General features: G+C 51.8%; 19 protein-coding genes. 8 read left to right on the top strand and 11 right to left on the bottom strand.

The genetic code is table 11. From position 1 onward, the window contains the following. Positions 1-11: 11 nt before the first annotated feature. Complete coding sequence (gene metH / locus PCI15_RS12640) at positions 12-3,740, bottom strand: methionine synthase (protein WP_271270323.1); 3,729 nt, start codon at positions 3,738-3,740, stop codon at positions 12-14. 459 nt (positions 3,741-4,199) lie between these two features. On the opposite strand from metH, the gene panD reads away from it, so the two are divergent. Then, positions 4,200-4,640 (top strand): aspartate 1-decarboxylase, encoded by a 441-nt coding sequence (gene panD / locus PCI15_RS12635; protein WP_271270322.1) that lies wholly within the window; start codon positions 4,200-4,202, stop codon positions 4,638-4,640. Positions 4,641-4,685: 45 nt separating this feature from the next. Here panD and PCI15_RS12630 read toward each other — a convergent pair whose 3' ends face one another. Both PCI15_RS12630 and PCI15_RS12625 read right to left on the bottom strand, forming a co-directional pair. Then, on the bottom strand, positions 4,686-4,988 hold the full coding sequence (locus PCI15_RS12630; protein WP_271270321.1) for an antibiotic biosynthesis monooxygenase family protein: 303 nt from the start codon (positions 4,986-4,988) through the stop codon (positions 4,686-4,688). 32 nt (positions 4,989-5,020) lie between these two features. Beyond that, positions 5,021-5,869, bottom strand: coding sequence for an SDR family oxidoreductase (locus PCI15_RS12625; RefSeq protein WP_271270320.1), 849 nt, complete (start codon positions 5,867-5,869; stop codon positions 5,021-5,023). 106 nt (positions 5,870-5,975) lie between these two features. On the opposite strand from PCI15_RS12625, the gene PCI15_RS12620 reads away from it, so the two are divergent. From PCI15_RS12620 to PCI15_RS12610, 3 genes are all read left to right on the top strand, one after another. Beyond that, positions 5,976-6,359, top strand: a complete 384-nt coding sequence (locus PCI15_RS12620; RefSeq protein WP_271270319.1) for a VOC family protein — start codon at positions 5,976-5,978, stop codon at positions 6,357-6,359. 107 nt (positions 6,360-6,466) lie between these two features. Continuing rightward, positions 6,467-7,069, top strand: a complete 603-nt coding sequence (locus tag PCI15_RS12615) for an FMN-dependent NADH-azoreductase (RefSeq protein WP_271270318.1) — start codon at positions 6,467-6,469, stop codon at positions 7,067-7,069. A gap of 288 nt (positions 7,070-7,357) precedes the next feature. Next, positions 7,358-7,819 carry a flavodoxin family protein gene (locus tag PCI15_RS12610; RefSeq protein ID WP_271270317.1) on the top strand — a complete coding sequence of 154 codons (462 nt, stop codon included), beginning with the start codon at positions 7,358-7,360 and terminating at the stop codon, positions 7,817-7,819. Positions 7,820-7,908: 89 nt separating this feature from the next. Here the strand turns inward: PCI15_RS12610 and PCI15_RS12605 are convergent, their stop codons facing one another. Both PCI15_RS12605 and PCI15_RS12600 read right to left on the bottom strand, forming a co-directional pair. Next, positions 7,909-8,085: a hypothetical protein gene (locus tag PCI15_RS12605; protein WP_271270316.1), complete on the bottom strand. Its 177-nt coding sequence runs from the start codon at positions 8,083-8,085 to the stop codon at positions 7,909-7,911. Positions 8,086-8,132: 47 nt separating this feature from the next. Further along, positions 8,133-9,218, bottom strand: a complete 1,086-nt coding sequence (locus PCI15_RS12600) for a site-2 protease family protein (RefSeq protein ID WP_271270315.1) — start codon at positions 9,216-9,218, stop codon at positions 8,133-8,135. Between the two features lie 116 nt (positions 9,219-9,334). On the opposite strand from PCI15_RS12600, the gene PCI15_RS12595 reads away from it, so the two are divergent. After that, positions 9,335-9,985, top strand: coding sequence for a glutathione S-transferase (locus PCI15_RS12595; protein ID WP_271270314.1), 651 nt, complete (start codon positions 9,335-9,337; stop codon positions 9,983-9,985). 33 nt (positions 9,986-10,018) lie between these two features. Here PCI15_RS12595 and PCI15_RS23720 read toward each other — a convergent pair whose 3' ends face one another. Continuing rightward, complete coding sequence (locus PCI15_RS23720) at positions 10,019-10,129, bottom strand: DUF4113 domain-containing protein (RefSeq protein WP_376787842.1); 111 nt, start codon at positions 10,127-10,129, stop codon at positions 10,019-10,021. A 427-nt stretch (positions 10,130-10,556) separates the two neighbouring features. Continuing rightward, entirely contained in the window at positions 10,557-10,874 is a 318-nt protein-coding gene (locus PCI15_RS12590) for a type II toxin-antitoxin system RelE/ParE family toxin (RefSeq protein ID WP_271270313.1), read from the bottom strand. Positions 10,875-11,137: 263 nt separating this feature from the next. Between PCI15_RS12590 and PCI15_RS12585 the strand changes: the two genes are divergently transcribed. Then, on the top strand, positions 11,138-11,917 hold the full coding sequence (locus tag PCI15_RS12585; RefSeq protein WP_271270312.1) for a substrate-binding periplasmic protein: 780 nt from the start codon (positions 11,138-11,140) through the stop codon (positions 11,915-11,917). Between the two features lie 67 nt (positions 11,918-11,984). On the opposite strand, the gene PCI15_RS12580 is transcribed toward PCI15_RS12585, so the two are convergent. Further along, positions 11,985-12,794: an ion transporter gene (locus tag PCI15_RS12580; protein ID WP_271270311.1), complete on the bottom strand. Its 810-nt coding sequence runs from the start codon at positions 12,792-12,794 to the stop codon at positions 11,985-11,987. Between the two features lie 236 nt (positions 12,795-13,030). Here PCI15_RS12580 and PCI15_RS12575 point away from each other — a divergent pair, with 236 nt between their 5' ends. Beyond that, complete coding sequence (locus PCI15_RS12575) at positions 13,031-13,267, top strand: VF530 family protein (protein ID WP_271270310.1); 237 nt, start codon at positions 13,031-13,033, stop codon at positions 13,265-13,267. Between the two features lie 6 nt (positions 13,268-13,273). On the opposite strand, the gene PCI15_RS12570 is transcribed toward PCI15_RS12575, so the two are convergent. After that, on the bottom strand, positions 13,274-13,681 hold the full coding sequence (locus tag PCI15_RS12570; protein WP_271270309.1) for a hypothetical protein: 408 nt from the start codon (positions 13,679-13,681) through the stop codon (positions 13,274-13,276). A gap of 1 nt (position 13,682) precedes the next feature. Continuing rightward, a complete protein-coding gene (locus tag PCI15_RS12565; RefSeq protein WP_271270308.1) occupies positions 13,683-14,600 on the bottom strand; it encodes a hypothetical protein in 918 nt (305 codons plus the stop codon). Positions 14,601-14,927: 327 nt separating this feature from the next. Between PCI15_RS12565 and PCI15_RS12560 the strand changes: the two genes are divergently transcribed. Beyond that, the gene (locus PCI15_RS12560) at positions 14,928-15,797 is read left to right on the top strand and encodes a DMT family transporter (protein ID WP_271270307.1); all 870 of its coding nucleotides are present in this window, start codon (positions 14,928-14,930) and stop codon (positions 15,795-15,797) included. 51 nt (positions 15,798-15,848) lie between these two features. Here PCI15_RS12560 and PCI15_RS12555 read toward each other — a convergent pair whose 3' ends face one another. Beyond that, positions 15,849-17,450 (bottom strand): methyl-accepting chemotaxis protein, encoded by a 1,602-nt coding sequence (locus tag PCI15_RS12555; RefSeq protein WP_271270306.1) that lies wholly within the window; start codon positions 17,448-17,450, stop codon positions 15,849-15,851. Between the last annotated feature and the right edge of the window lie 122 nt (positions 17,451-17,572).

Here is a 17,572-nt window from a genome sequence, read left to right as displayed (position 1 = left end):
GGGAAAGCGTCTTAACCTTCTTCAGGCTCGTAGCCAAGGTTCGGGGTCAGCCAGCGTTCTGCTTCCTGCTGGCTGATCTGGCAGCGTTCAGCGTAGGAACCGACCTGATCTTCGCTGATTTTGGCGACACCGAAATACTGGCTTTGAGGATGGCTGAAATACCAGCCACTGACGGCTGCAGTCGGGTACATGGCATAACTGTCGGTCAGTGTCAGGCCGGTATGTTGTTCCACATTCAGTAGGTCCCACAGGTGGGCTTTGATTCTGTGATCCGGACAGGCCGGATAGCCCGGTGCTGGCCGGATGCCGCTGTATTCCTCACGGATCAGGGCTTCGTTATTCAGTTGTTCCTGGCTGGCGTAACCCCACAGCTTTGTGCGTACGTAGTGATGCATGTATTCGGCAAACGCCTCTGCCAGCCGGTCTGCCAGTGCTTTAACCATAATACTGCTGTAGATGTCGTTGTCTGCTTCGTAGCCTGCAACCAGTGTCTCAACGCCATGACCGGTGCTGACCGCAAACATACCCAGATAATCTTCCCTGTTGCTGTCTTCAGGGGCGATGAAATCAGCCAGGCACAGATTTGCCTTGCCGGCAGTTTTTTCTATTTGCTGGCGCAGCTGGGGCAGGGTGGCTTGTATTTCCTGACGCTGCTCATCCTGATAAATCACGATATCGTCATGATCCCGTGTGCAGGCTGGCAGTAATCCGACAACGGCATGTGCAGTAATGCTGCGGTTGCTGATTATGTCATCCAGCATGCTGGTGGCATCGTCAAAAAGTTTGCTGGCCGCTTCACCGACAACCTCATCTTTAAGGATGGCAGGATAGCGCCCGGCCAGCTCCCAGCTACGGAAGAAGGGCGTCCAGTCGATGAATTCAGTCAGCTTGTTCAGGTCAAAATTTCTGAAACTGTGAATCCCTGGCTGTGCGGGTACCGGCGGGGTGTAAGTATCCCAGTCCGTTGCCAGTTTATTGACGCGGGCCTGTTGCAGGCTGACCCGGCGACCCAGCTTCTGTCGCTCCGTGAAACGTTCCCGTATCGCCTGATATTCCTCTTTTATCTCATTGATATAGGTATCTTTTTTGGTTTCTGAGAGCAAGCTGCTTGCCACGTTGACCGCCCGTGATGCGTTGCTGACGTGAACCACCTGATCAAGATTAAAACCCGGTTCAATCTTGACTGCGGTATGTGCCTTGGAGGTAGTTGCGCCACCAATCATCAGAGGCAGGCTGATATTCTGGCGCTGCATTTCTTTGGCGACACTGACCATCTCATCCAGTGACGGTGTGATCAGTCCGGACAGGCCAATGATGTCGACATTTTCTTCCCGTGCGGTACGCAGAATGGTTTCACCGGATACCATCACACCGAGGTCGATAATTTCGTAGTTATTACACTGCAGCACCACGCCGACAATATTTTTACCGATGTCGTGAACATCCCCTTTGACGGTTGCCAGCAGGATCTTACCGTTACTGCGGACTTTACCGCCTTGCTGCTCGGCTTCAATATAAGGCATGAGCCAGGCGACGGCTTTTTTCATCACCCGTGCTGACTTCACGACCTGGGGGAGAAACATCTTACCCGCACCGAACAGATCGCCGACGATGCCCATCCCTGCCATCAGCGGACCTTCAATGACTTCGATTGGCCGGGCATAGTGCTGGCGACATTCTTCCACATCGGCTTCGATATGGTCGGCAACCCCTTTTACCAGCGCATGGGAGAGGCGTTCTTCAACCGGCAGTTCCCGCCAGGCGGCCAGTTGCTCGGTGGTATCTGTCTGGCTGTCGTCATTCAGGTAACGGCTGGCTATGTCCAGCAGGTTTTCTGTGGCTTCATCCGAGGTATTGAGGACTACCGCTTCCACGGCGGTTTTCAGTTCAGCCGGCAGGTCATCATAGATTGCGAGCTGGCCCGCATTGACGATTGCCATGTCCAGCCCCTGACGGATGGCATGGTAGAGAAAGACGCAGTGAATGGCTTCACGGACCGGATTATTGCCCCGGAAGGAAAAAGACACGTTCGATACGCCGCCGGACACCATTGCGTGGGGCAGGTTCTGTTTGATCCAGCCGGTAGCGCGGATAAAGTCATCGGCGTAGTTGTTGTGTTCCTCTATCCCGGTGGCAACCGCGAAGATGTTCGGGTCAAAGATAATATCTTCTGCGGGAAAGCCGACGGTGTCCGTGAGTAACTGATAAGAACGCTGGCAGATCTCAGTCTTACGCTCATAGGTATCTGCCTGACCGGTTTCATCAAACGCCATCACCACAACAGCGGCACCGTAGCGGCGCAGCAGGTTGGCCTGTCGGATAAAGGCTGCTTCGCCTTCTTTCAGGCTGATGGAGTTGACGATCCCTTTGCCCTGTACACATTTCAGACCGGCTTCTATGACCTCCCATTTGGATGAGTCCAGCATCACCGGTACCCGGCTGATATCCGGCTCGGAGGCGATCAGGTTAAGGAAGCGCACCATCGCGGCTTCTGCATCCAGCATGCCTTCGTCCATGTTGATGTCGATGATCTGTGCACCGTTTTCAACTTGCTGCCGGGCGACTTCCAGCGCGGTTTCATAGTCACCGGCTTTAATCAGGCGGCGGAAAACCGCTGAGCCGGTGACATTGGTACGCTCACCGACATTCACAAACAGGCTGTCTGCATCAATATTAAGGGGTTCCAGGCCGGCCAGCCGGCAGGCAACCGGTAATTCAGGTACCTGACGGGGGGCATGTTGCTGGCATGCCTGCCTGATGGCTTTCAGGTGTTCAGGGGTAGTACCGCAACAGCCGCCGACAAGGTTGACCAGCCCGCTGGCGGCCCATTCACCGATTTCTGTGGCCATTTCTGCCGGTGTTTCATCGTATTCGCCAAAGGCATTCGGCAGGCCTGCGTTGGGGTGCACAGATACAAAGGTGTCAGCCACCCGGGACAGTTCTGCCACATACTGACGTAATTCCTTCGGGCCAAGGGCGCAGTTCAGGCCGATGGTTACCGGCCGGATATGGCGGACGGCATTCCAGAATGCTTCTGTGGTCTGGCCCGATAATGTCCGGCCGGACGCATCGGTAATGGTACCGGAGATCATCAGGGGGATATCCAGGCAGTGATCCTGGCAGTATTTATCGAAAGCAAATATCGCCGCTTTCGCATTCAGCGTGTCAAAAATGGTTTCGATCAGGATCAGGTCTGATCCGCCTTCAATCAGGCCTTGCAGAGATTCAGTATAGGCTGTTACCAGTTCATCAAAGTGAACATTGCGTTTACCCGGGTCATTCACATCCGGTGAAAGCGAGCAGGTACGGTTTGTCGGGCCTAGTACCCCGGCAACATAGCGTGGCTGTGCGGCAGTGCTGAACTGGTCTGCCGTTTCCCTGGCCAGTTTTGCCGCCTGAAAGTTAATTTCCTGGCTTAGATGCGCCATGTCATAGTCGGCCATGGCAATGGACGTGGCATTGAAAGTGTTGGTCTCAATGATATCGCAGCCGGCATCCAGGAATGCCCCGTGGATTTCACGGATGATGTCCGGACGGGTCAGTACCAGTAAGTCATTGTTGCCTTTCAGGTCGGTTGGCCAGTCGCTGAATCGCTGGCCGCGGAAGTCCGTTTCACCGAGTGGGTATTGCTGAATCATTGTGCCCATGGCGCCGTCCAGCATCAGAATACGCTGTTTAAGTGCAGTGCGAAGTGTCTCAGTGATGTTCTGTGCTGATGGCTGGGTAGGGGCGATTGTCATAGGTGTTTCCGTTACTGCGTGTCGATAAAGGCGTTTATTCTAGGGGCTTCTGGTGAGCTGCTGGGTGATTTCGACTCAGGTTAAAATGAATGAAATTAAAGTAAGGTTAAAACAACTTGAATTTTATTGCTGGTGGGGTGGGTATTGCTTATGCGTCGCTAATCCGAATAATGGTTCAATATGTTGATTTTTAGCGACAAATTAGCGCTTTTATTCCCTTTTTCAGCTGTTACAATCAGCGCCGGAAGTACCGCTGTCCGGTTTTCGGACGGTGAAGAAGTGTTGCCTGGCGGCACTTATTGGGCAGGTCTGTCGGCGTTCGTTTATCGTGCCAGAACAGATCAGAGGGTTCTGAACCGGTGCGGGCGCAGACACGACTTTAGATGAACAGTTCTGAAATCAGGCTGTTCCTGGGAAAGCCGCAGAGACATTCTGTGGCGCAAGATTAAGGTTGTATCTATGTTGCAAACATTTCTGAAAGCAAAACTTCACCGGGTCACTGCTACCCATGCCGAACTGCATTATGAAGGCTCCTGTGCCATCGACGGTAAGCTGCTGGACAGCTCCGGCATTCGCGAATATGAACAGATACACATCTATAACATTAATAACGGCGAACGTTTCAGTACCTATGCGATCCGCGCTGAAGATAACAGCGGCATCATTTCTGTAAACGGTGCGGCAGCACACAAAGCGAATAAAGGGGACTTGCTGATTATCTGTGCGTATGTGCAGTTGGATGAGCAGGAAGCAGAGGGCTTCGAACCTACCCTGTGTTACTTTGAAAATGCCCGTAACGAGAATGATGCCGAACAGGTGAGCGATGCTGAATTACACAGCCGTAATACCCTGACCGGCATCAAGAACGCGATTGCTACCCAGATGAGTGATCTGGCATAAGCGGCGGTTCTGACTGCAGGGCCGCGCTGGCGACCCTGCCTGTGGTTATTCCTGCGGTGGATTAAAGGCATAACTGCGTTTTACTTCCACAACATCGACCCGGTAGCTCTTATACCATTTTTCCCGGCCATACTGCTGTGCAAGGCTGTGCTCCTGATCCTGTTTCCAGCGCAAAACCGCCGCTTCGTCCGGCCAGTATGAAATGGCAATCTCATCATCTCCTTCGGTGACAGCGACAAATTCCAGACAGCCGTATTGTTCAAAGGCCAGTTCCCGCATCCGGGCAACGGTATCACTGTATGCCTGATCCTGTCTGGCGGCTTTGGCGCGGAAAATAACGGCGTACATTGCGGTGGCTCCTGATGTGTTTTGTCCGGGGGTTATGAGTTTTCTGAACCGGATGCCCTGATCAGTATTCTGTCCAGTACCCGGGTGGAAACGAAACGTTTCAGCCAGCCCAGCAGGTAAGTGGGGGTGGTAACGTAATAGCGCGGTTGCGGACGTTTGCTTTCCAGTGCGTGGATGACGCGTTTCAGTACGGCTTCCGGTCCGAGTGTAAAGGGATCTTCTTTTTGCGGGTCAGCATTGCTCAGCCGGCTGACAACGCCCTCGTAGGTTCTGCGGAAAGGGCTGTTTTCAATGTTTATATTGGCCTGGAATTTGGCATAGGCATTGGCGCGAAACTCGCTGCGTACCGGGCCCGGCTCTATCAGTGAGACGTATATACCGGTGCCGTCCAGCTCCTGCCTAAGGGTATCGCTGTAACCTTCCAGTGCGAACTTGCTGGTGTTGTAGGCACCGCGGAACTTCATGGTGATTAAACCGAGCACCGAGCTGTTCTGAATGATTCGGCCTTCTCCCTGGCGGCGCATTACCGGTAACAGCTTGCAGGTAAGCTCGTGCCAGCCCAGCAGATTTGTCTCCAGCTGTTCTCTCAGCACTTCACGGCTGAGGTCCTCGATTGCACCGGGCTGGCCATAAGCACCGTTATTGAACAGGGCAAAGAGTTTACCGTGGGTCTGTTCCAGCACCCAGTCGGTTGCCAGCTGAATAGATTCGGAGTTATCCAGGTCAAGCTGGAAGCTGTTTAGCCCTTCGTTATTCAGGCGGGCGACGTCTTCAGCTTTACGGGCGGTGGCAAATACCTGATAGCCACGCTGGCTGAGATGTTTTGCTACATAGTAGCCAATACCCGTTGAACAGCCGGTAATCAGAATGCTTTTATTCATAATTTCCTGTCAGAGATTAATGAGTTGTAAGCACCGTATACCGTCCCGAATTGTTTTGCTAGTCTGAAGTTAAGTGTTTCATAACAAGGGTTATCAGGGAGGTTGTATGAGTAGCGAGACTTTACCAGGGCCGCGTCACGGGAGTATCAATTATCTGGAGTTTCCGTCCCGTGATCCGGCGCTGACAAAAGCGTTTTTCGGCCAGGTGTTTGGCTGGACCTTTGTGGATTATGGGCCAGATTATTGTGCCTTTAAGGAGCCGCATACCAGCAGTGTGGAAGGGGGCTTTTACCGGGCAGACGCATCTTCGGATGCGGATGCCGGTGCCGTACTTATAGTGTTCTACAGTCAGGATCTGGCGGCAACTCAGCAGGCGGTTGAGCAGGCCGGGGGAACGGTATCCCGAGCTGTATTTGAGTTTCCCGGTGGCCGGCGTTTTCATTTTAAAGAGCCCTGTGGCAATGAGTTTGCTGTCTGGTCAGATCAGTGATAGTTCGATTTAAACGAATGAAATTAGCTATTTCATATGATTTATATTCGTTTTTTTATGGTTAATAATGCGCCTCATCACTGGCTATCTGACTTGAGGAGCATTCCATGGCCCGTTTACTCGTAATTAACTCCAGCCCGGCTGCAGAAGGTTCAGTCAGCCGTCGCCTGACGGCTGCGCTGGTGGCCCGTTTTTCAGGTAAGGCATCTGATATCACGTATCGGGATGTAGGGCTTGAGCCACCGGCGCATCTTGATGCTGAGACCATAGGCGCGTTTTATACCCCGGCGGACCAGTTAACCCCTGAGCAGCAACAGAAAACCCGGTTATCTGACCAGTTAATTGCTGAGCTGGAAGCGGCCGATGTGATTGTCATTGGCTCACCCATGCATAATTTCACTATTGCCGGAGGCCTTAAAGCGTATTTAGATCAGGTTGCCCGGGTGGGGCGTACCTTTCAGTACAGCCCGGAAACTGGCCCGGTTGGGCTGCTGGCCGATAAAAAAGTGTATGTGCTGAGCAGCCGTGGCGGAAATTACTCTTCCCGCAGCCCTTATGCAGAGCTGAACCATGAATCTACCTATTTGCAGACGGTGCTGGGCTTCATTGGCCTGACGGATGTTACTTTCATTGCCGCTGAAGATATTAAGGGTGGTGATGACGGCATCAACACGGCGCTGGCACTGATCGACAGTATTGAGATTGCTTAATCTGTATTTCCTTTAGAAAGCAGCCAGATGGCTGCTTTTTTATGCCTGAATGCTGGTGGTCAGAGCTTTATACTTTACTTTATACCGTTATCTTCTGAGAAAATTTATATCCTGTAAACCGCAGTGAGCTGCAGCCCGGGTGTTTTTCCGGTAATCAGCGGGCAGAGCGTAGGGGGCTTTCTGCAGCTTAAGTGACTGATTTGTCTGGTCTGTTTGTACGGATAGTCTGACAGGACGGCGTTTCGGGGCTATGTTAAGCTGCAAGGGTATCTGATTCAGGAATATGTCATGAAGAAACTGCTTATTGTTGCCCATGCACCGTCGGAAAATACCCGGCGTATGGTGGATGCTGTCCTGCGGGGGGCCAGCCATCCGGACATTGAGGGTGTCAGTTGTCGCTGGGTGCCACCGCTGGACGCGGTGCCAGCAGATGTTCTGGAGTGCGATGCGATTATTCTTGGCACCACAGAAAATCTTGGCTACATGAGTGGTGCGCTAAAGGATTTTTTTGACCGCATATATTATCCCTGCCTGGAACAGACTCAGGCATTACCCTGTGCGATGTATATCCGTGCCGGACATGACGGCACCGGGACCCGCCGGGCGGCGGAAACAATCTGTACAGGGTTGCGGTGGAGCTGGGTTCAGGAGCCGCTGTTGTGTCGGGGAGAGTGGCAGGACAGTTTCGAAGAGCAGTGTGAAGAGCTGGGTATGGCGCTGGCGGCAGGGTTGGACGCTGGGATTTACTGAGTGCGTCTGTATCTGGCGTCCGGATAGTGCCGGGACCGTCCGGTAAGTTAGTGCTGGGGTAAAAGGGCTGCAACCCGGGGATCCCGGGATCAGCGTTTTTTCGGTTTTTTCTTGGTAAAAATATTCAGCAGTTTTTTCTTCGGATCTGTTTCTTCGGTAGGCATGGCTTTTTCGAAGCGGTCTTTCATCTGATCCATACGTTGTTCTTTACGTTTATGGCGGGCGTCATCCCGTCTGCTGCTGATATCGACGACCTTATCACTCATATTTTGCTCTCATAAAGCGGACGCCGCTCGCCCGCGATATGTGCATTCTAGCTGCGTAATACCTGTAACGGCAAACCCAGTAACGCATCCCCTGTGCCGGCAAAGTACCAGATGATGGCGACCAGCCCGCTGACGGTTGCCAGATACCAGAGGGTTGAAAAAATCTGGCCATAGCGGTCCAGCGGCAGTAAATGGGTCATATAACGGCTGCGCCATTCAAAACCGATCTCAACACAGCCGACAATCAGCAGAAAACCCAGCAGAGCAAGCCCCAGTGTGTAGCTGATGAATATACCGATACCGGCAGCACCTGCACACAGCAGCAGGCCGACCAGTGAATTCATTGAAAAGGCGATGCTCTTCAGGACATGTCCGCCATCCAGAGGCAGGATTGGCAGCAGGTTGAACAGGTTAAGCAGGGCGTTGAAAGCACTGAGTCCCGCAAAAAATGCTTCCCCGGTTACCCAGTAGGCAAACAAACACAGTACTGACATACCCAGGCCGAATACCGGCCCCATCAGGGAAATAACGACGTCCTGCCAGCGGGTGTTTATTTTTTCGTCGCTGAGAGCAAGCCCGCCAAGAAAGGGAATCAGGTAGATGCCTTTGGTCTGCATGCCAAAATGTTTCATCGCCCGGATATGCCCATACTCGTGCACCACCAGGCAGGCAATCAGTGCCAGTGCGAACTGCAGGGAGAAGAACCATGAATAGGCGGCCAGGCTCGCACCGGCCAGTACCACTTTGATCAGCTTGGCGCTTTTCAGCAGTTTCAGGCCCAGTGCCGCCAGACCCACTATGCTGAATGGCTTTTTCGCAGGTTGCGGGGTTTCAACCGGTTGCTGGCGTTCAATGTCTTTGCTGTTACGGCTGCCGTCACTGACGGCGTGATCATCAATGAAGAGCTCATGCTGTAGGGTGAAGGGTTGCCAGTTCAGGTCAATCGCCAGCCGGCAGGTGATTATCTGCTCGCCGGCTTTCAGTTCAAAGCTGTGCTCAGATGTGCCGTTATAATTAGCATCGGCGTCAATACGGGATACTGGTGTGTTGTTCCAGTAGAGGATTTGCCAGCCGGCCATCGAGCCTTCCAGACGCAGTGATTTTCCCAGACACTGAATATTAAGTAATTCCACAGGGTGCTCTTATACAGTTAATGCTTATCGGCGGGATCATAACATAGCGCTGTTCGGTTAAGCACCGGAGGATTACCGGGTATACTGGGCGTTTTTGATTATCTGGGTTGATGTGTATGGCGGATTTGCCTGTTCTGTATTCTTTCCGGCGTTGCCCTTATGCAATGCGTGCCCGTTTAGCGCTTGCGTATAGTCAGCAAGAGGTATTGTTGCGTGAAGTGGTGCTCCGGAATAAGCCCCGGGCAATGCTGGAGGTTTCTCCGAAAGGCACCGTGCCGGTTCTGGTATTGCCGGAGGGCAGGGTGATCGATGAGAGTTTCGACATTATGCGCTGGGCGCTGCGGCAAAATGATCCTCAGGACTGGCTTCTGAACAGGGATTTGGATCTGCAGTGGGATATGCAGGGGCTGATTCAGGAAAATGATTTTGTTTTCAAGCAGCATCTGGATCGCTATAAGTATTCTGAACGTCATCCTGAGCATTCACAGGATTATTACCGTGATCAGTGCATGGTGAGTCTGGCGAAGCTTGAAACCCGGCTGGCGAAGCATGGCGGGTATCTGGTTCTGCCCCGGGTGAGTCTGGCTGATATGGCGATCGTGCCATTCGTGCGGCAGTTTGCCCACGTTGACAGGGACTGGTTTTACAGCAGTGAATATCCGCACTTGCAGGCCTGGGTGAGAGGCTTCTGTGACTCTGAACTGTTCCGGAAGGTGATGCCGAAGTTTGCGCCCTGGGATGAGGGTGGTGACTCTGTTCTATTTTAATATCAATTAGTTATGTTTGTTATTTAAAGCTAATCAGAGTTTTTGGATTGGCAGTTCGTTCCAGCGATTTGTATAAGCCGGGGAGGGTTTGTTGCGTTGCATTTGCCAGCTCCGGGTCAGTTTTTCTCCCGCAACCCAGGCAATAAACCGGCGGCTTTACTGTCAGATGCTACAGGGCAGTTTAATGGCGCCAGTTATCAGGCAATGGCGTGCAGGCCTTTTTTTTCTGCGATAGCCAACAGTTTGGCTGTTGATCCAGTGGGCTTTGAGTAGCCCTGCTCCTATCGCTGGACTGCTTTGACTGTAACACCCAGATAAGCCGCCAGTACTGACTGGCTGATATGATTTTTATCCCGAACTTCTTTAATTCGTTCCGGGGTATAGACGGGGACTGGTGTCAGGCATAGCGCATTAAATTACGCATAGTGATTTCATCAGCTGCGCCGCATTCATGCAGAGCGGTTATATCTTCGTGTATGGAATTAAGAATATCGCTCATGACGAATCTTCCTCAGTGCTGTTTGTTATTTCGCGTATTGCGCCAGACTTGAGAGATGCTTTCAGTTGCTCATCATTGAGCCTGAAAATACACTTTAGCCATTTCCTTGAAAGCCGCTTTTTCCTGCTGAGTGATATTGTCTGTTTCGCTCTTCAGGAATCCGTAAAGGAAAAAGGCTTTGTTGCCTTTTTTGAATCCAATGATTGTGCGCAGGCTGCCGCTATTACCACGCTCATTAATGCCTGTGCGCTTTTTAAAAATGGAACCACCCAGATCCGCATCAATGAGTCCGTTTTCAATTTCAGCGATGGTGTCTTTGATTCTGTCATCTGCCAAACCAATAGCATCAGACCATTTGGTAAACTTTTTTGTTAGAAAAATCCGTGTCACTGAAGCCTTCCCTGCTTATATGGCACTAAAACTATACAACTGGATAGGATACTAAGAAATGGTATAAAGCTAAGAGCAGCTCTGTCCTGATTTTTTATATGTTTGCTTCCTGTAAGGGATATAGCCTGCTTCTTGACTGTTTGCGGCACATTCCCCCGATCTGGGCAGTCCTTCATGCATATCCCGTGTAACCCTTGCAGTAGCTGCTATATACTGGGCGAAACAGTGACAGATTCATTCTGATAGCCAAAAGGAAACGTAATATGCGCATACTTTTCGACTGTCTGATTCGTTCAGTTCTGGTTGTTGTTCTGTTTGGTGCCACGCAGGTTTTTGCAGCTGATAAGCTCAAAGCCTGTTTTGTGGAGTGGCCCCCTTATACACGGATGATTGATGGTCAGCCTGGCGGAATTACCGTCGATATAATGAAGGCTGCAGCAGAACGGGCCGGGTTCGAAATCAGCTTCCGTAATTTACCCTGGCAACGGTGTATCGTGATGGTACAGCGGGGCGAGTATGACTTTGCTCTGGATGCAGTTGAGCGTCCGGGTCTGATTCACGGTGATCACCCTAATGCTTTGTATGTTCAGGCTTTCTGGTTACGTGACGGTGATGATTACGGCCCCTATGAGTACGTCGGCAAGCTGGTTGATAAGCGCCTGGCGCTGATGCAGGGGTTTCAGTATTCAGCCAAAATTCTTAACGCAGGCTTTCCGGTAATTGAGTGGGTAGCGACGGAGGAAGTTGCCGGCAAGATGATTATGAAAAATCGCCTGGATCTGGTGTTTGCTGATGTGGTCGTGATGCAGCAGGCGATCCGGGATCATGGTCTGGCACTGAAGCCTATGTTGCCGGTGTTCAGTACGCAGCCGATGTATCCTTCATTTAACGTCGGACAGCGTGAAAAAATGCGCCGCATCGATGATGCAATCGGGGCGATGCATGCGGATGGCAGTCTGGATGAGGTGTATCAGCAGCATACCGGGGCCGGGTTCTCGGATCTGGTGAAAATCAGTTCGCAGGGCCAGACTCTCAGGCCCTGATAGCGGGCCCGGATATAAAAAAAGCCTCATCATGAGGCTTTTTTTGTGCAGATTAAGACTTGCTGTATTAACGGTGAGTGTGCTGATCTCTGATCAGGGCTTTCAGCTCAATAATTTCTTTGTGCAGATCTTCGATTGTAGGCACGCCGTCGGCCATGTCCTGTTCTTTGCGTTCGTCTGCATGTTCCGCTTCCATCACATTGACAACGATACCGATCACCATGTTCAGGAAGGCAAATGTTGTCAGGAAGATAAAGCTCAGATAATACGCCCAGCTGAAGGAGTAGACGGCCATTGTTTCGTACATGACGTCGGTCCAGTCTTCAAAGGTCATTACCCGGAACAGTGTGAGCATGGCAATGGAAATGTCACCCCACAGGGTTTCATTGATGTGGGCGAAGAAGGATGCGCCGACTGCTGCATAGATATAGAAAATAATGAACATCAGCAGGATCACATAGCCCAGTTGCGGCAGGGCTTTAATCAGTGAGTTCAGCAGCAGGCGCAACTCGGGAATGATCGAAACCATCCGTAACACCCGGAAAATCCGGATCAGGCGGCCTATCAGTGCCATTTCGCTGTCCTGAATCGGGATCAGGCTGATGACAACGATCAGGGTATCGAACAGGTTCCACGGATTTTTAAAGAAGTTGCGCTTATCCGGTTCGCCAATAAAACGAATGCTGATTTCAATAAGGAAGAATACCGTGATACCGCTGTCCAGCCAACTGATCAGCTGTAATACCTGCGGTGGAATATCGTAGGTTTTTGCGCCGATTACCAGTGCGGAAAAGATGATGATGCCTACGACAAACCATTCGAACATACGGTTGTTGCGGAGGCGGTAAAAGTTGTCTTGCAGCGTATCAAAAGTCATATCAGGTTACAGCTTATTGATAAGGGTTGATGTTCAGGCCGGGCATTGTAACCCAGCTCAAATGCAGAGGAAAATGCCAGTCTGCCGCTCTCTGGCGGCCGGAGCAGGTAAACAGGTAAAAGTATGGCCTGAAATCCGGCGGGACAGGTTAACGGTGCGGAATCTGGATGTCGGGTATCGGGCCGGTTTGATAGGCCGTATAATTGCGCCATTATTAATCATCCGGCCGGAAATTTATGGATCAGCAACCGAATAACCCCTTACATGGCATTAAGCTGGAACAGATTGTTGTTGAACTGGAGCAGCATTATGGCTGGGAACGTCTCGGACAATTAATTGATATTAACTGCTTTCAGGCAAACCCGAGCGTTAAATCCAGCCTTAAGTTTTTGCGCCGCACCCCCTGGGCGCGCAGTAAGGTTGAGCAGCTGTACCTTGATACCAAAAGTAGCCCCTGGGGGAAAAAAGACTGACCGTTGTCAGGCGGTCTGCAGGTATTGCTGCAACGCCTGCTGACTGTCAGCGCAGTGGTAAAGGGTTGTTTTCAGCTGATGTGTCCGGCAGGTGATTTCCAGTGCGGACTGCTGGCTCAGTAACAGAATAATCTCCGTGGTTTCATCCAGTGTCATTCGGTACAGGCCTGTCGTGAGGGGATTTTCCGGATCAAGTTGCTGCAGGTAGTCAGCTGCATTCATTTGATGAATTTCCGGGTCGGATTCACCTGAAAGTTCCAGTACTGCGAAGCTCTTGGGGGCGGACAGAAAGTCCCGTTCAGTGGCATATATGAGTAATGTTGACCGCCCCAGCGGGCTATGGTGATGGAACCAGCACAGGTCTTCGTGCAGCCGCTCCGGGGCTGGTAAGTGGGTGGCGCGGATAAAATCCATGTCAGCGTATGGTTCCTTTCTCACAGTCCCACTGCAGCTTGCGGACTTTTTGCCGGGCCTTTTCATCTAACGGCAGGCTGGTGAGGTGCTGCAGATTTTCCGGTGTGAAAAACAGGCTGGCTTCAGCAATCAGTTGTTCTCCGCTGGCCAGGGCCTGGCTGATGTCATCGAACCAGTTTTCCGGTAGCTGAAGCGTTTCGGAATCGTTATATCTGCTGAGTTTCTTCTCCAGCTCAGTGATGCCTTTCAGGCAGGTATCGATCAGTTGCTGTCGGATGTCGCCGTTGAAAACGCCCAGCCCCTGAAGGCTTTCAATATCTGCTAGCTGAGCGTCGCTGGCGTCTGCTTCAATCATTTGCTCAATGACCGGGCTGTTCTCTCCCTGCTGATGCAGGCTTTTCAGGGCGTCAAACAGCTCGGAAGGGCAGGCCTGACGGAAATTGCGCACTGACTGATAGAGCCAACTTGCGCCCTTGGGTTGTTTTTTTAGGGCTTCAACACGGTTCTTGGTATCAGCACAGCGCTGCCGGATCTCGCTGAGACTGAGTACAACGGTGTCGGCAGGCGGCTCTGCCGGGGTGCTTTTGCTGACGGTTTTTGTTTTTGGCGCTGCCGGCCGGCTGCTGACTCTTGCTGCGCGGGGTGGCTTTAGCATTTCTGCAGGCATCAGTTTGCGGGCACAGCTGTCGCACAGACAGCATTCCCGCCCGTGTGCAGTGTGTACCAGAAAGCCCTTCTTGTGATTCTGATAGCAGTTAGTGACCGAGCAGCTGGCAATTTTGCGGGGGAAGGAATATGCAGCAACGACGTACCGGAACTCGGACCGCAGGGGCCGGACGGTATCACTGAAACCGGGTCGCTGGGTAAGGTCGTTGAGGCTGTTAATTGTGACGCGTTCAGCGGTGTAGAATTTGCTCATAAATACTTCTTATTATCTGTGGCCGCATATTATTTTTTGATTATCAGAAACTTATGACATCAGCTGTATGCAGATATTAGCTGATGAAAATGCGTTGCGGCATTTTACTTGTAACTCAGGGAGTGGCAGAACGTCAACCTGAGGCTAGGGTTTGTATGCCTTAATACTGAGGGTTTTTACTGCAATACAGGTTAATGATGAAGGAATAATAGTTAACTAATATTTTTATGCTCATCTGGTGGTATTGCCTGCCATCTATTTTCGATATGATGCGGCGTTCTTTGTTTTTCAGATGTTTTCCGCTATTCGTTATTAAAGGATGCTTGTATGAATCGCGCCATTGCGCTCGTTCCATGGATGTTCGTGCTGTTGTGGAGTACCGGCTTTATCGGTGCGAAATATGCGCTGCCATTTATAGAGCCATTTTATCTGCTGTTTATCCGTATGTTGTTTACCCTGGTGGTGTTTGCCGGGCTGTGTATTGTCTTTAAGCCCCGCTGGCCCGGTCCGGTGGAGGCCAGCCACCAGATGGTAACCGGATTTCTGGTACATGGCTGTTATCTGGGAGGGGTGTTTGCTGCCATTAAACTGGGTATGCCGGCGGGTCTGACGGCCATATTTGTCGGTCTGCAGCCTTTGCTGACAGCCTTGCTGAGCTGGCGCTGGTTCGGTCAGAAGCTGCTGGGGATTCAGTGGCTTGGCATGGTGCTGGGGTTGCTCGGGGTGAGTGTGGTTATTCTCAGTGGTCAGCAGGCCGGGGCAAACCTGAATGTGGGCGGTGCCGCCTTTGTGGCTGTGGGGGTGGCACTGATTGCCATTTCAGTGGGCACGCTGTACCAGAAGCGTTTTGGTGGTCAGGTGGATTTACTGGCCGGTTCGGTTTTTCAGTACATTTCCACGGCCGTTTTTATGGGGCTGCTGGCCTTTCTGTTTGAAGACCGGGTGGTGCAATGGACACCGACATTGTGGCTGGCAATGGCCTGGCTGGTGTTTGGGCTTTCCGTGGCGGCGATACTGCTGCTGATGCTGATGATCCGTGAAGGTGAGTCTGCGCGGGTGGCCAGCTTCTTTTATCTGGTGCCGCCGGCGGCCGCTATCGAAGCCTGGCTGTTGTTTGATGAACAACTGACGCTCATTCAGCTGGGGGCTATCGGCGTGACGGTGTTTGGTGTGTATCTGGTATTGCGCCGCCGTTAAATAAAAAAGCCTCTGCAGCGAACTGCAGAGGCTTTTTTCTGTGTGTCTGTGTCAGACTTTAAAGCGGGCCACAGTGTTGTTCAGCGTGTTACCGTGATCATTCAGGCTTTCTGCTTCAGCTTTAATTCGCTGGGAATCTTCCGCAACATTTTTACCGACAGAGCAGAATTGCTGGACATCGTCAGCAATGCTGGAAACCTGCTGCCCGGCCCGTTCTGTTTCAGTCGCCACTTGATGGCTTTCCTCACTGAGGGACAGAATAGAAGCACGGATCTCATTCAGTACCGTCACCATATTCTGGCCGAGTTCTACCGATGCCGAGGCTTTTTCACGGCCACTTTGCATGGAGTTCACCACCGTATTGATTGACTGCACAAGCGCTGCCAGCATGTCGTTAATTTCAGCAGTGGACTGGTGAGTACGGGTCGCCAGGGTGCGTACCTCGTCGGCGACAACTGCGAAGCCACGGCCTGATTCACCGGCCCGTGCGGCCTCAATGGCGGCGTTCAGTGCCAGCAGGTTGGTTTGTTCGGCAATATCGGCAATGGTACTGACAACCTGACCAACCTGATTACTGGTTTCATGCAGTTGCATCAGTTCATTCGAGGCTTTTTCTACGTCATTGGCCAGTTCGTCGATGCTGTCAGAGGTGCGTTGCATCTGAGACGCGCCTTTGTCGACTTCGTCAGCGCCTTTGTTGGCAGCTTCTGCGGCGGCTTCAGAGCGGACAACCTGATCCTGAATGTGGCCTTCAAGTTCGCGGGTGGTATTCATCAGTTCATCAATCATCAGGCTGAGATTATCGATTTGCTGATCCGATGTGCTGGCCACCGAGCTGAGTGTGGAAACGGCGTTTTGGGTGCCCTGGGCGGCATTGTTTACTTCGGCCATGGCGGAGCGGAACGTACCCAGCAGGGCATTAAGGCGCTGTGCGGTGTCGCCAATTTCGTCATGGGCAAAGGTTTTGACCTCATGGCGCAGGTCATAGCTGCTGGCAACTACGTCAATGTCGTTAGAGAGTGACAGGATGGGGGCTGCCACCAGCCGCTTGGTAACGATGAATGCGGCAATAACGACGGCGAGAATCAGGATGATAAGTACCACTAACAGCTGGATTTCATTGCCCAGCATCTTGCTGACTTCCGCAACACCGGCGCTGGCGTCTTCCTGGATCATCTGTTTAATTTCAACAATCCGGTGCTTGCCATCGGTGGCTCGGGCGGAAAGGTCGGCCAGTTGATTACGGGCTTTATCCCAGTCTTTATTACTGGCAGACATGGTTTGCTGTAACTGTCCCAGAGAGCTGCTGACGGAGTCGACGATACCCTGCAGTTGCCCCATGTCATTGCCACGGATGGTCTGATAGGCGGTGACGGCAGCATTAATATGCTCAAGTTCAGCGGCAGCCCGTTCGGCAAACTGTTCAGGGTTGATGCTGGTGCCATAGAGTTCATAGGCAGTGATTTCCAGCTCATTCAGTGAGAGGTTGATATCCTGAATGTGGTTGAGTGCGGGCAGCGTGTCGTCAACAAAGACGTTTACCTTGTCCCGGATCAGATGTGTGGCGTTATACAGAATGGCGGCTGCGACCACCGTCATGATCAGAATAATCAGGTATCCGATCGAAGCTTTGTGGGTGATATTTATTTTCATAATAGGCGCTAATCTTCCTGCAACATAAAGCTTGAGAGTTAGGACAGTTGGTACGGAACATCATCCTTATTCCATTACCCATTTTGAGCTTGTCCGTTAAGCCTATAGAAAGAATTCATTCA

Origin of the sequence: Aliamphritea hakodatensis (genome assembly GCF_024347195.1) — a bacterium.
Classification (GTDB): Bacteria; Pseudomonadota; Gammaproteobacteria; order Pseudomonadales; family Balneatricaceae; genus Amphritea; species Amphritea hakodatensis.
The sequence above is the reverse complement of the archived record's forward strand: the minus strand, read 5'-3'. Positions and strand labels throughout refer to the sequence as shown.